This is a genomic window from Cupriavidus sp. GW821-FHT02F09 (assembly GCF_059421605.1).
In genome coordinates this window covers 177,636-190,673 of record NZ_JBWKVH010000006.1, presented here as the reverse complement: position 1 = coordinate 190,673, position 13,038 = coordinate 177,636, and the positions used below count along the sequence as shown (strand labels likewise).

The window sequence follows — 13,038 nt, the reverse complement described above, 5'->3', positions numbered from 1 at the left end:
CGAATTTTGGCGGAGCCGGGCATTGTTGTCGCTTGGAAACGGGCAGCGGGGCGCTCAGGCCGCCGGTGCCGGCGGTACCGAACCTGCCGGATGCATGTCCGCTTCCGACGTGAACGAGTCGGCGAAGAAGGCATCCTCGTGCAGGTCGCAGCGCAGGGAAAAGTCCTTGCGCGCAGCATTGATCATCACCGGCGCGCCGCAGGCGTAGACCTCGAAGCCGGACAGGTCGGGATGGTCTTCCATCACGGCCTCGTGGACAAAGCCGGTGCGGCCGTCCCAGTCGTCGCTGTCCTGGGCGTTGGAGATCACCGGCACGTAGCGGAAGTTGGGCAGCTCGCGCGCCCATTGCTCGCACAGCGCGTGCATATAGAGATCGCGCGGGCGGCGGCCGCCCCAGTACAGCGTCATCGGGCGGGTGATGCCGGTGTAGACCGCGTGCTCGACGATGGCCTTGATCGGCGCGAAGCCGGTGCCGGAGGCCAGCAGGATGATGGGCTTGTCGGAGTCTTCACGCAGGAAGAAGCTGCCGAGCGGGCCTTCGAAGCGCAGGATGTCGCGCTCCTTCATGGCCGGCTGGCCTTCCCTGGCGCCGAACACGTAGTCGGTGAAGGTGCCGCCGGGCATATGGCGGATGTGCAGCTCGATCGGGCCTTCCTGGTGCGGCGGCGTGGCGATGGAGTAGCTGCGGCGCTTGCCGTCGCGCAGCAGGAACTCGACATACTGGCCGGCCAGGAACTGCATGCGCTCGGTGGCGGGCAGTTGCAGGCGGGTCACGATCACGTCGTCGGCCACGCGTTCCAGCGTGGCGACGCGGCACGGCACCTTCTTGATGGGGATGTCGCCGGCGCCTTGCACCTCGCGGCATTCGATGGTGATGTCCGAGGTGGGCTTGGCGCAGCAGAACAGCGCGCGGCCCTCGGTCTTTTCCTGCGCGGACAGCGCGGAAGCGGCATGATCGCCCTGCTCGATGCCGCCAGCGGTGACACGGCCCTTGCAGGATCCGCATGCGCCGTTCTTGCAGCCGTAGGGCAGGCCGATGCTGTGGCGCAGGGCCGCGGTAAGGATGGTTTCATCCGCGGCCGCTTCGAACGTGCGGCCGCTGGGCATGACGGTAACTTGATAAGCCATAATCACTCAATGAGCAAAAATCTGTCGCGACGCCGCCTGGGTCGCCCGCGCCTACTCATCGTTGGCTGTGGGGATGTGGGCACGCGTTGCCTGCGTATTCTATCGACGCGCTGGCGCGTCTTTGCCATCACTTCGCAGCCGTCCCGCCGCACCGAGCTGCGGGACAACGGCGCCGTGCCGCTGGTAGCTGACCTGGACCGGCCCGCCACGCTGGCGCGCCTGGCCGGGCTGGCCGACAGGGTGCTGCACCTGGCGCCGCCGCCGTCCCGCGGCGAGGGCGATCCCCGCACGCTGGCGCTGCTGCGCGCCTTGCGGCGCGGTGCCTGGCGACGGTCCGCCGCACGGCCTGGCGGATGGTCTGCCAAGCCCGCTATTCTACCCGACCGAGGCTACGGCAGGTCTGGCCGACGCGCCGCGCCGCCAGCGTTCGTCTACGCCAGCACCTCGGGCGTGTATGGCGACCGGGGCGGCGCCAGGCTGGCGGAATCGCAGGCGGTGCGCCCGCAAACCGCGCGCGCCCGGCGCCGCGTGGCGGCCGAGCAGTCCGTGCGGGACTTCGGCCGCCATGCCGGCTGGCGTGCTTCCATCGTGCGCATCCCCGGCATCTATGCCGAGGACCGGCTGCCGCTGGCCCGCCTGGCCAAAGGCACGCCGGCGCTGGCGCCGCAGGACGACGTCTATACCAACCACATCCATGCCCTGGACCTGGCCCGCACCATGGTGGCGTCGCTGTTCCGCGGCCGCGCGCAGCGGGTGGTGCATGCCAGCGACGATTCGGAAATGCGCATGGCCGATTACTTCGACCTGGTAGCCGACCGCCGCGGCCTGCCGCGCCCGCCGCGCCTGGCTCGCGCGCAACTGCGCGAAGCCGTGGAGCCAACCTTGCTCAGCTTCATGAGCGAATCGCGCCGGCTGGAAAACGCGCGTCTCAAACGCGAGCTGCGCCTGCGGCTGCGCTATCCCACCGTGGCTTCTTTTTTCGACGCCTGAATTCAGGTGCTCTCGGCATTGCCCGTGAGCGCTGTCCTTTCGCATCCCTGCGGCGCCCGGTGGCACGCCGTTTGCATTGGTGTTGCCGCTCGATCCTGTATAGACAGCCATTGATGCATTCAGCGTAACCGTGCGCGGATCTGGTGCGCGGAGGCGAAAGCGGCAAGGGCCGGATGCCCCGTCAACGGGCATTGGCGTGCACCCGGCCTGATCCCGTAACGTTGCCGTTTCGTGCCCGTCTTGTACCCATTTCGTGCCGTTCCAGGCCCGGCGGCATGTAAGTGCTGGCCACGCCAGTTCTGCGTTTCGCCTCGGGTTAACTACTGCATTGACTTGTATATACAGGGTTGCTAAATTGCCTGGCAAATGACCGGCGCCGCAAGTACGGCGCCGCCCGAGCCGGGCGGTCCGGCCGCCGCCAACGCTGGCGCGGCCCCGTTCGCATCACACCAAAGGAGCCAGGAAGATGGGATTTCGTATCCGTAGCGGTAAGTCGCTAGCCGTCGCCGTTGCAGCAGTCGTCGCCACGCTGGGTACCGCGGGCACCGCGCAAGCGCAAGCCACGCAGGTCACGCTGGGCATGAGCGGCTGGACCGGCTTCGCGCCGCTGACGCTGGCTGACAAGGCCGGCATCTTCAAGAAGCACGGTGTCGACGTCGACATCAAGATGATTCCGCAGAAGGACCGCCACCTGGCACTCGCCTCGGGCGCCATCCAGTGCGCCGCCACCACGGTCGAGACCCATGTGGCCTGGAACGCCAACGGCGTGCCCATCACCCAAATCGTGCAGCTCGATAAGTCCTACGGCGCCGACGGCCTGGCCGTGCGCGGCGACGTCAAAGGCTTCGCCGACCTCAAGGGCAAGACCATCGGCGTGGACGCGCCAGGCACCGCGCCTTACTTCGGCCTGGCCTGGATGCTCAAGAAGAACGGCATGAGCCTGAAGGATGTGAAGACCACCACGCTGTCGCCGCAAGCCGCCGCGCAGGCCTTCGTCTCGGGCCAGAACGATGCTGCCATGACGTATGAACCGTACCTGTCGTCGGTGCGCCAGAACCCGGACAAGGGCAAGATCCTAGCCACCACGCTGGACTACCCGATGGTGATGGACACGCTGGGCTGCGCGCCCAAGTGGCTCAAGGACAATCCCAAGGCCGCGCAAGCGCTGGTGGACAGCTACTTCGAAGCGCTCGACATGATCAAGCAGGACCCGGCCAAGGCGAACGACATCATGGGCGCGGCGGTCAAGCAAAGCGGCGAGCAGTTCGCCAAGTCATCAGCCTACCTGCGCTGGCAGGATCGTGACGCCAACCGCAAATTCTTCGGCGCAGAGCTGGCCAGCTTCAGCAAGGAAGCGGCGCAGGTGCTGCTGGAGATCGGCGTGATTCGCCAGGTGCCGGACGTCACCGCGCTGTACGACGCGCGCTTCATCAAGTAACGAGGTCGGTGCCATGACGCAGGTTCACATTGGTTCGCCCGCCGCCGGTGCGGCTACAACGCCCGCTCCCGCCGCGGTGACTCCGGCGGCCACGCGCCGGCACCCCTGGCTGGCGCCGCTGGCGCCGGTCACCCAGCGCGCGCGCTGGGTCCTGGGCTTGTCGTTCTTCGTGGCGTTTTTTGCCGTGTGGGCGGCGGTGACCCTGGGCGGCATGGTGCCACGCACCTTCCTGGCCGATCCGATGACCATGGCCCATGAAGGTGTGCTGCTGTTTACCGAGTACAACTTCATCGGTGACATCGGCATGACGGTATGGCGCGTGCTGGGCGGCTTCGTGCTGGCCGCCGCGCTGGCCGTGCCGCTGGGCATCTTCATGGGCGCGTACAAGGCGGCGGAGGCATTCTTCGAGCCCTTCGTCTCGTTTTGCCGCTACCTGCCCGCGTCGGCCTTCATCCCGCTGCTGATCCTGTGGGCCGGCATCGGCGAGGCGCAGAAGGTGCTGGTGATCTTTATCGGCTCGTTCTTCCAGATCGTGCTGATGGTGGCGGTGACGGTGGGCGGCGCGCGGCGCGACCTGGTGGAGGCGGCCTACACGCTGGGCGCCAACAGCAGCGGCATCGTGCGGCGCGTGCTGATCCCGGGCGCCGCGCCGGAGATCGCCGAGATCCTGCGCCTGGTGCTGGGCTGGGCCTGGACCTATGTGATCGTGGCCGAGCTGATCGGCTCGTCTTCCGGCATCGGCCACATGATCACCGACAGCCAGGCGCTGCTCAACACCGGGCAGATCATCTTCGGCATCATCGTGATCGGTTGCATCGGCCTGGTCTCCGACCTGGCCTTCAAGCTGGCTAACCAGCGCCTGTTCCCGTGGAGTTCGATCAAATGAGCGCGCTGTCCATTCAGCAGGTCTCGCGTACCTTCGTCAATCCGCGCGGAGGCCAGACCCTGGCGTTGCAGCCGACCGATTTCGAAGTGGCGGACAACGACTTCGTCACCATCCTCGGCCCCTCGGGCTGCGGCAAGTCCACGCTGCTGCGCATCGTCGCCGGGCTGGATACGCCCACCACCGGGCGCGTGCTGCTCGACGGGCAGGAAGTCACCGGCCCGGGCGCGGAGCGCGGCATGGTGTTCCAGTCGTACACGTTGTTCCCGTGGCTGACCATCGAGCAGAATGTGCGCTTTGGCCTGCGCGAGCGCGGCATGAGCGAGGCCGACCAGCGCGAGCGCAGCGACTTCTTTATCCAGCGCGTGGGCCTGCGCGGCTTCGAGCATCACTTCCCCAAGCAGCTCTCGGGCGGCATGCAGCAGCGCACGGCCATTGCCCGGGCGCTGGCCAACGACCCCAAGATCCTGCTGCTGGACGAGCCCTTCGGCGCGCTGGACAACCAGACCCGCGTGCTGATGCAGGAACTGCTGCTGGGCATCTGGGAAGCCTCGCGCAAGACGGTGCTGTTCGTCACGCACGACATCGACGAAGCCATCTTCATGGCCAACCGCGTGGCGGTGTTCTCGGCGCGGCCTGGCCGCATCAAGCGCACCATCGATGTGGACTTCCCGCATCCGCGCCACTATACGATCAAGACCTCGCCGGCGTTCTCGGAACTCAAGGCGGTACTGACCGAGGAAATCCGCGCCGAGGCCATGGCCAGCGCCGAGCACTGAGTTGCCAACCAAGCCATGAAAGCTGCCACCGCCAACCGCCGGGGTGTTCCCGATTCCCCTCCCGCCGCGCTTTACCAGCAGGTGAAGGAGTACATCGCGCGCCATATCCAGAGCCGCGCGTGGCAGCCTGGCGATCGCGTGCCGTCCGAGCAGGAACTGGTGACCCGCTTCGGCGTGTCGCGCATGACGGTGAACCGCGCGCTGCGCGAGCTGGCCGAGCAGGGCCGGGTGGTGCGCGTGGCTGGCGTGGGCACCTTCGTGGCGGAGCACAAGCCGCAGTCGACGCTGCTCAACGTGGTCAACCTGCAGGACGAGATCCGCATGCGCGGACATGACTACGCTTGCGACGTCATGGTGGTGGAACGCGTGGCTGCCTCCATCGAGGTTGCGGCCGCACTGGATCTGCGCACCGGTGAATCGGTGTTCCACTCCGTGTGCGTGCACCGCGAGGACGGCGTGCCGGTGCAGCTCGAAGACCGCTATGTGAACCCGCGCGTCGCGCCGGACTTTATCAACCAGGATTTCGCCGCCGCCGATGCGGTGAAGCCCGGCGAATACCTGCTGCGCCACGTGCCCTATGATCAGATCGAGCACGTGGTCGATGCCATCTCCGCCACGGCGGAGCAAGCCACCCAACTGGAAATGCCGGCTACCCAGCCGTGCCTGCTGCTGACCCGCCGCACCTGGACGGGCGGCACCCCCGTGACCTTTGTACGTTGCCTGCACCCAGGCAACCGTTACCGCCTAGGCAGCCGATTCCGCGCCGATGGCAACCCGGCCTTCGGCTGAACCAGCCAAGGGCCGTTAGTTTTTTCAGATCCACCAGCCAACGCACGAACCCGGCTGTATAGACAGGGACATACAAATGAGCGCCACCCAAGCCAACCAAACTTCCCGCCCGCTGCTGACCTTGCAGCCCGGCTCCGTCACGCTGGCCGACCTGCGCCGCATCCATCGCGGCGAAGTGAGCCTGGTGATGGATGCATCCGCATGGGCTGGCGTGCGTGCGTCCCAGGCCACCGTGCAGGACATCATCGACGCCGATGCCGTGGTCTACGGCATCAACACCGGCTTCGGCAAGCTGGCGCAAACGCGCATTCCGCATGACAAGCTGGCGGAGCTGCAGCGCAACCTGGTGTTGTCGCACAGCGTGGGCACCGGCGCGGACCTGAACAGCGACACCGTGCGGCTGATCCTGGCGATCAAGGCCGTGAGCCTAGCGCGCGGCCATTCCGGCATCCGTCCCGAAATCATCGAGGCGCTGCTGGCGCTGGCCAACTCGGGCGTCACGCCGTGCATTCCGGCCAAGGGCTCGGTGGGCGCGTCGGGCGATCTCGCGCCGCTGGCGCATATGTCGTGCACGCTGATCGGCGTGGGCGAGGTGATGATCGACGGCGTGCGCCGCCCGGCCGCCGAAGGGCTGGCCCACGCGGGCCTGGCGCCCTTCACGCTGGGCCCCAAGGAGGGATTGGCGCTGCTCAACGGCACGCAGGTTTCCACCGCGCTGGCGCTGGCGGGCCTGTTTGCCGCCGAAGACATCTTCGCTGCCGGGCTGGTGGCGGGCGCGCTGTCGCTAGAAGCCATCAAGGGCTCGGTCAAGCCGTTCGACGCCCGCATCCACGCCGCGCGCGGCCAGGCCGGGCAGATCGCCGTGGCCGGCGCCGTGCGCGCGCTGCTCGATGGAAGCAAGATCGTGGACTCGCACGTGAGCTGCGGGCGCGTGCAGGACCCGTACTCCATCCGCTGCCAGCCGCAGGTGATGGGCGCCTGCCTGGACAACCTGCAGCACGCCGCGCGCGTGCTGCAGATCGAAGCCAACGCCGCGTCCGACAATCCGCTGGTGTTCCCGGAGCAGGGCGACGTGATCTCGGGCGGCAACTTCCACGCCGAGCCGGTGGCGTTTGCCGCCGACATCATCGCGCTGGCCATCGCCGAGATCGGCGCGATCTCCGAGCGCCGCCTCGCGCTGCTGCTCGATTCCGGCCTGTCCGGCCTGCCACCGTTCCTGGTGCGCGACGGTGGCCTGCATTCGGGCTTCATGATCGCGCAGGTCACTGCCGCCGCGCTGGCGTCCGAGAACAAGTCGCTGGCGCATCCTGCCAGCGTGGACAGCTTGCCGACGTCGGCAAACCAGGAGGACCATGTGTCGATGGCCACCTACGGCGCGCGCCGCCTGGGCGATATGGCGGAGAACACCGCCGTGGTGGTCGGCATCGAAGCCATGGCCGCCGCGCAGGGCATCGAGTTCCACCGCCCGCTGGAATCCTCGCCGCTGATCGAGACCGAGATCGCACGCATCCGCGAGCGCGTGGCCTTTGTGGAAGGCGACCGCTACTTCGCACCGGATATCGAGGCAATGAAGCAGTGGGTGCAGCAGGGTGACGCGGGTGCGGGCTGGCCCGAGTCGGTGCGGCAGGTGCTGCCGTCGCAGGTGGGCGTGGCGTAAGCCGCCGTGCCGAAGAAAACAATTGGCTTCGCTTCAAGTGGCTCCTAGCCAAACCGCCCCTCTCCCCAACCCTCTCCCCGTGAGGGGAGAGGGAGCGACAACCGTCGTCATTCCAGATGGCTTTGGCGCATCGTGCCGGCTTCGGCCAATGCCGCCGGGTTGCGCCCCTCTCCCGCTTGTGGGAGAGGGGCTGGGGGAGAGGGCGGGCGCCCCCGAATGCGACGCCCCACAAATCACCGCAGCGCAGGGTTGAACCCAACACGCAGGAGAACCAGACATGAACGCCAACGAACACCAATTCACCAAAGCGGCCCCCCTGCGTGGCCAGCGCGAGATCCGCGCGCCGCGCGGCACCGAGCTGCACTGCAAGAACTGGCTGATCGAAGCCGCTTACCGCATGCTCCAGAACAACCTGGATCCCGATGTGGCCGAGCGCCCGCAGGACCTGGTGGTGTACGGCGGCATTGGCAAGGCGGCGCGCAACTGGGAGTGCTTCGACGCCATCCTCGACAGCCTGCGCAACCTGGGCGAGGAAGAATCGCTGCTGGTGCAATCCGGCAAGCCGGTGGGTGTGTTCCGCACCCATGCCGACGCGCCGCGCGTGCTGATTGCCAACTCCAACCTGGTGCCGCACTGGGCCACCTGGGACAAGTTCAACGAGCTGGACCGCGCCGGCCTGATGATGTATGGCCAGATGACTGCCGGCTCGTGGATCTATATCGGCACGCAGGGCATCGTGCAGGGCACCTTCGAAACCTTTGTCGAAGCCGGCCGCCAGCACTACAACAACGATCTCACCGGCAAGTGGATCCTCACCGCCGGCCTCGGCGGCATGGGCGGCGCGCAGACGCTGGCCGGCGTGCTGGCCGGCGCATGCGTGCTGGCGATCGAGTGCCAGGAGTCGCGCATCGACTTCCGCCTGCGCACGCGCTATGTCGACAAGAAGGCCACCAGCATCGACGAAGCGCTGGCCATGATCGAAGAAGCCACGCGCAACAAGCAGGCCATCTCCGTCGGCCTGCTCGGCAACGCTGCCGAGATCATGCCGGAGCTAGTCAAACGCGCGCAGGCCGGCGGCATGCGCCCGGACATCGTCACCGACCAGACCTCGGCGCACGACCTGATCAACGGCTACCTGCCGGCGGGCTGGACCGTCGGGCAATGGGAAGCCGCGCGCACGACCGATCCCAAATCGGTCGAGGCCGCTGCCAAGACTTCCATCGTCAAGCACGTGCAGGCCATGCTGGCCTTCCAGCAGATGGGCGTGCCCACGCTGGACTACGGCAACAACATCCGTCAGGTCGCCTTTGACGAAGGCGTGGCCAATGCCTTCGATTTCCCGGGGTTTGTGCCGGCGTATATCCGCCCGCTGTTTTGCCGAGGCAAGGGCCCGTTCCGCTGGGTTGCGCTATCGGGCGACCCCGAGGACATCTACAAGACCGATGCCAAGATGAAGGAGCTGTTCCCCGAAGACGCGCACCTGCACCGCTGGCTGGACATGGCGCGCGACCGCATCGCCTTCCAGGGCCTGCCCGCGCGCATCTGCTGGGTGGGACTGGACGAGCGCCACCGCGCGGGCCTGGCCTTCAACGAGATGGTGAAGAACGGCGAGCTGAAGGCGCCGATCGTGATCGGCCGCGACCACCTGGATTGCGGCTCGGTTGCCAGCCCCAACCGCGAGACCGAGGCCATGCGCGACGGCTCCGATGCGGTGTCCGACTGGCCGCTGCTCAACGCGCTGCTCAACACCGCGGGCGGTGCCACGTGGGTCAGCCTGCATCACGGCGGCGGCGTGGGCATGGGCTTCTCGCAGCATTCGGGTGTGGTGATCGTCTGCGACGGCACCGACGCCGCGGCCAAGCGCATCGAACGCGTGTTGTGGAACGACCCGGCCACCGGCGTGATGCGCCACGCCGATGCCGGCTACCAAAGCGCGATCGACTGCGCGCACGAGAAGGGCCTGAACCTGCCGATGGTGCCGAAGGCGGCAGGCGCATGAACGGCGTCGAACGTTTCTCGCTCGGCGCGCTGGCCGCGCAGCCCTGGAAGAACGGCGGTGGCGTCACCCGCGAGATCGCGGCGTGGCCGCCGGGCGCCGGCATGGACGCATTCCTGTGGCGCGTGAGCGTGGCCGACATCGCCGCCAATGGGCCGTTCTCCGCCTTTCCCGGCATCGATCGCCAGATCGTGCTGCTGGACGGCGAGGGCGTACGCCTGCTGGCTGACGATGGCAGCTTCGATCATCGCCTCGATACCGTTGGCGAGCCCTTTGCCTTTGCCGGCGAGCGCGGCGTGCAAGCCACGCTGCTGGATGGCGCCACGCGCGACTTCAATGTGATGACGCGGCGCGGCCAGTGCCGCGCGAGCGTGGTCGCGGCGCGCGACGAATTCACGATCGCGCCCGGCGCGCATGTGGTGGTGTTGTTTGTGGTTGAGGGGGCATGGCGCCACGGCGTTGCCGGCCAGGGCGGGCAAGCCGTGCTGGCCAGCGACGACGGCATGCTGTTTGCCGAAGGCGTAGCGGTGCCATATCGCCTGCAGGCGATGTCGGAGCCCGCGCTTTGCCTGTGCGTCACCCTGGAACTGGAGTTGGAGAACCCGCAATGAACCTGAACCCGGCGCAGGCCGCCGTTACCTCTTCGTCCACTGAATCTACCAAGTCCGCCGACGGCATCTGGCATCGCTGCCACCTGCTGCCCGACGGGGATCCCGCCAAGGCTATCCGTGACGCCGCGCTGGTCGTGCAGCAAGGCCGCATCGTGTGGCTCGGCGCGCAGGCAGAGATGCCGCAGGCATACGCAGCGCTGCCGCGCCATGACGCGGGCAACGCCTGGATCACGCCGGGCCTGGTCGACTGCCACACCCACCTTGTGTACGGCGGGCAGCGCGCCGATGAATTCGCCATGCGCCTGGCCGGCGCAGGCTATGAGGAAATCGCGCGCGCTGGCGGCGGCATCGTCTCCACCGTGCGCGCCACCCGCGCGGCCGATGAAGACACGCTGTTCGCGCTGGCCGCCGCGCGTCTCGCGCCGTTGCTGGCCGAAGGCGTGACCACGCTGGAGATCAAGTCCGGCTACGGCCTGGACCTCGCCAGCGAGCGCAAGCAGCTGCGCGTGGCGCGCCGCCTGGGCGAGGCCTTCGGCGTGACGGTGCATACTACCTTCCTCGGCGCGCACGCGCTGCCGCCGGAATACGCGGGCCGCGCCGACGACTACATCACGCTGGTGTGCGAAACCATGATGCCCGCGCTGGCCGAAGAGGGCCTCATCGACGCGGTGGACGCCTTCTGCGAATCCGTGGGCTTCAGCCTGGCGCAGACCGAGCGCGTGTTCCAGGCCGCCGAGCGCCACGGCTTGCGCGTCAAGCTGCACGCCGAGCAACTCAGCAACCTGGGTGGCACCGCGCTGGCGGCGCGTTACCGCGCGCTGTCGGCCGATCACCTGGAACATCTCGATGAGGCCGGCGTCGTTGCCATGGCCGGGTCGGGCACGGTGGCGGTCCTGCTGCCGGGCGCCTATTATTTCCTGCGTGACACCAACCTGCCGCCGATCGACCTGCTGCGCCGGCATGGCGTGCCGATGGCGATCTCCACCGATCACAATCCCGGTACGTCGCCCGTCACTTCGCTGCTGCTGATGATGAATATGGCGTGCACCCTGTTCAGGCTGACCGTGCCCGAAGTGCTGGCAGGCGTCACCACGCACGCCGCGCGCGCGCTGGGCGCATCCGACCGGCACGGCTTGCTGGCCGCCGGGCGCGCCGCCGATTTCGTGCTGTGGAATGTCGATTCGCCGGCCGAGCTGGCCTACTGGTTCGGGCGCAATCCCGCCGCCGCCGTGGTGCGCCAGGGCAAGGTCTATCCCGCCGCCACGCCAGCGCAAGGAGTACGGCCATGAACGCCGGAAGCCTGTTTGCCGCGCAGGCCTTGCTGCCCACGGGCTGGGCCAGCGATGTACTGCTGGCCTGGGACGACGCCGGCGCATTCACGACGGTACAGGCCGGCGCGAAACCCGCCGTGGACGTGCCGCGCGCCGCCGGGCCGCTGTTGCCGGGCATGCCCAATCTGCATTCGCACGCGTTCCAGCGCGGCTTTGCCGGGCTGACCGAGTTCCGCAGCGAGACGCTGGCCGACGGCCAGGAGAGCGACTCCTTCTGGAGCTGGCGCAAGCTGATGTACCGCTTCGCGCTGCGGCTTTCGCCCGATACGCTGGAAGCCATCGCCACGCAGCTCTATATCGAGATGCTGCGCGCAGGCTACACCAGCGTTTGCGAATTCCACTACGTGCATCACGACACGCACGGCAAGCCTTACGCCGACCCTGCCGAGATGTCGCTGCGCCTGCTGCGCGCCGCGCGGACCGCTGGCATCGGCATCACGCTGCTGCCGGTGCTGTACCAGACGGCCGGCTTCGGCGACAAGCCCGCGGTGCCGGATCAGCGCCGCTTCCTGCATGAGACGCACGCCATGCTCGCCTTGCTCGGCCGGCTGGCCCCGCAATGCCATGGCCAGGCTCGCCTGGGACTTGCCCCGCACTCGCTGCGCGCGGTGCCGCCGCAGAGTCTTGCCGACGCCGTGGCGGGCCTGCACGCGCTGGATGCAACAGCGCCGGTGCACATCCATATCGCCGAGCAGCAGCGCGAGGTCGACGAGTGCATCACGCTCACGGGCACACGCCCGGTGGCATGGCTGCTCGACCATGCCGAGGTGGATGCGCGCTGGTGCCTGGTGCACGCCACGCACCTGGACTGGGACGAACGGCGGCGGCTGGCGCACAGCGGCGCGGTGGCCGGCATCTGTCCGACCACCGAGGCCAACCTGGGCGATGGGGTATTCGATGCCGCGCCCTACCTGGGGCAGGGCGGTGTCTGGGGCATCGGCTCGGACAGCCACGCCAGCGTCAGCGTGGTGGAAGAGCTGCGGCTGTTCGAGTACGGCCAGCGGCTGGCGCTGCAAAAGCGCAACGTGCTGGCTTCGGACGCGCACAAGCAGGTGGCGGACCGCCTTTACCTTGATGCCGCCTTTGGTGGCGCGCGTGCGTCGGGCCGGGATATCGGCGCGATTGCCGTCGGGCAGCAGGCGGATTTCGTCGTGCTGGACGGGGCGCATCCCGCGCTCTCAGGTTTGTCGGGCAGCCAGGCGCTGGCGGTCCATGTGTTCACCAACCATGGGCATGAGACACTAGCGGAAGTCCGCACGGCGGGCCGCACGCGCGTGCAGCATGGTATGCACGCCTTGCAGGCTGACGCTGGCAAGCGCTTTGCCGCTGCGCGCGCCAGCCTGCTGACTGACTAAAACCCGGCGCACCACGCGGCCTGAAGCTTGATGCTACAAGCTTCAGGCCCGTATTGATGAGCACTGCGCCTTTATGTTGCA

11 protein-coding genes are annotated in these 13,038 nt (G+C 67.8%); 10 read left to right on the top strand and 1 reads right to left on the bottom strand.

All coding sequences use genetic code 11. From position 1 onward, the window contains the following. Positions 1-54: 54 nt before the first annotated feature. Entirely contained in the window at positions 55-1,128 is a 1,074-nt protein-coding gene (locus AC07XB_RS09780) for a CDP-6-deoxy-delta-3,4-glucoseen reductase (protein WP_150986027.1), read from the bottom strand. Between the two features lie 9 nt (positions 1,129-1,137). Here AC07XB_RS09780 and AC07XB_RS09775 point away from each other — a divergent pair, with 9 nt between their 5' ends. The 10 genes from AC07XB_RS09775 (at position 1,138) to AC07XB_RS09730 (ending at position 12,957) form a co-directional block, all read left to right on the top strand. After that, complete coding sequence (locus AC07XB_RS09775; RefSeq protein WP_492373080.1) at positions 1,138-2,118, top strand: NAD-dependent epimerase/dehydratase family protein; 981 nt, start codon at positions 1,138-1,140, stop codon at positions 2,116-2,118. A gap of 466 nt (positions 2,119-2,584) precedes the next feature. Beyond that, on the top strand, positions 2,585-3,556 hold the full coding sequence (locus AC07XB_RS09770) for an ABC transporter substrate-binding protein (RefSeq protein WP_492807926.1): 972 nt from the start codon (positions 2,585-2,587) through the stop codon (positions 3,554-3,556). A 13-nt stretch (positions 3,557-3,569) separates the two neighbouring features. Beyond that, positions 3,570-4,442, top strand: coding sequence for an ABC transporter permease (locus tag AC07XB_RS09765; protein WP_492373078.1), 873 nt, complete (start codon positions 3,570-3,572; stop codon positions 4,440-4,442). Continuing rightward, positions 4,439-5,218, top strand: coding sequence for an ABC transporter ATP-binding protein (locus tag AC07XB_RS09760; protein WP_183036756.1), 780 nt, complete (start codon positions 4,439-4,441; stop codon positions 5,216-5,218). The genes AC07XB_RS09765 and AC07XB_RS09760 overlap by 4 nt, the downstream gene beginning before the upstream one ends. A 15-nt stretch (positions 5,219-5,233) precedes the next feature. Next, a complete protein-coding gene (gene hutC / locus AC07XB_RS09755) occupies positions 5,234-6,007 on the top strand; it encodes a histidine utilization transcriptional repressor HutC (RefSeq protein ID WP_492373077.1) in 774 nt (257 codons plus the stop codon). 76 nt (positions 6,008-6,083) lie between these two features. Further along, positions 6,084-7,664 carry a histidine ammonia-lyase gene (hutH, locus tag AC07XB_RS09750; RefSeq protein WP_492373076.1) on the top strand — a complete coding sequence of 527 codons (1,581 nt, stop codon included), beginning with the start codon at positions 6,084-6,086 and terminating at the stop codon, positions 7,662-7,664. Positions 7,665-7,941: 277 nt separating this feature from the next. Continuing rightward, a complete protein-coding gene (gene hutU / locus AC07XB_RS09745; RefSeq protein ID WP_492829014.1) occupies positions 7,942-9,663 on the top strand; it encodes a urocanate hydratase in 1,722 nt (573 codons plus the stop codon). Continuing rightward, a complete protein-coding gene (locus tag AC07XB_RS09740) occupies positions 9,660-10,271 on the top strand; it encodes a HutD/Ves family protein (RefSeq protein ID WP_492829012.1) in 612 nt (203 codons plus the stop codon). Before hutU ends, AC07XB_RS09740 begins: the two co-directional genes overlap by 4 nt. Then, positions 10,268-11,560, top strand: a complete 1,293-nt coding sequence (hutI, locus tag AC07XB_RS09735) for an imidazolonepropionase (RefSeq protein ID WP_492829010.1) — start codon at positions 10,268-10,270, stop codon at positions 11,558-11,560. The genes AC07XB_RS09740 and hutI overlap by 4 nt, the downstream gene beginning before the upstream one ends. Next, on the top strand, positions 11,557-12,957 hold the full coding sequence (locus AC07XB_RS09730; protein ID WP_492373072.1) for a formimidoylglutamate deiminase: 1,401 nt from the start codon (positions 11,557-11,559) through the stop codon (positions 12,955-12,957). The genes hutI and AC07XB_RS09730 overlap by 4 nt, the downstream gene beginning before the upstream one ends. The last annotated feature ends 81 nt before the right edge of the window (positions 12,958-13,038 follow it).

Excerpts from the sequence above, each read along its gene's own strand:
- AC07XB_RS09780 (WP_150986027.1), bottom strand. The coding sequence starts at position 1,128 with ATGGCTTATCAAGTTACCGTCATGCCCAGCGGCCGCACGTTCGAAGCG.
- AC07XB_RS09775 (WP_492373080.1), top strand. The coding sequence starts at position 1,138 with ATGAGCAAAAATCTGTCGCGACGCCGCCTGGGTCGCCCGCGCCTACTC.
- AC07XB_RS09770 (WP_492807926.1), top strand. The coding sequence starts at position 2,585 with ATGGGATTTCGTATCCGTAGCGGTAAGTCGCTAGCCGTCGCCGTTGCA.
- AC07XB_RS09765 (WP_492373078.1), top strand. The coding sequence starts at position 3,570 with ATGACGCAGGTTCACATTGGTTCGCCCGCCGCCGGTGCGGCTACAACG.
- AC07XB_RS09760 (WP_183036756.1), top strand. The coding sequence starts at position 4,439 with ATGAGCGCGCTGTCCATTCAGCAGGTCTCGCGTACCTTCGTCAATCCG.
- hutC (WP_492373077.1), top strand. The coding sequence starts at position 5,234 with ATGAAAGCTGCCACCGCCAACCGCCGGGGTGTTCCCGATTCCCCTCCC.
- hutH (WP_492373076.1), top strand. The coding sequence starts at position 6,084 with ATGAGCGCCACCCAAGCCAACCAAACTTCCCGCCCGCTGCTGACCTTG.
- hutU (WP_492829014.1), top strand. The coding sequence starts at position 7,942 with ATGAACGCCAACGAACACCAATTCACCAAAGCGGCCCCCCTGCGTGGC.
- AC07XB_RS09740 (WP_492829012.1), top strand. The coding sequence starts at position 9,660 with ATGAACGGCGTCGAACGTTTCTCGCTCGGCGCGCTGGCCGCGCAGCCC.
- hutI (WP_492829010.1), top strand. The coding sequence starts at position 10,268 with ATGAACCTGAACCCGGCGCAGGCCGCCGTTACCTCTTCGTCCACTGAA.
- AC07XB_RS09730 (WP_492373072.1), top strand. The coding sequence starts at position 11,557 with ATGAACGCCGGAAGCCTGTTTGCCGCGCAGGCCTTGCTGCCCACGGGC.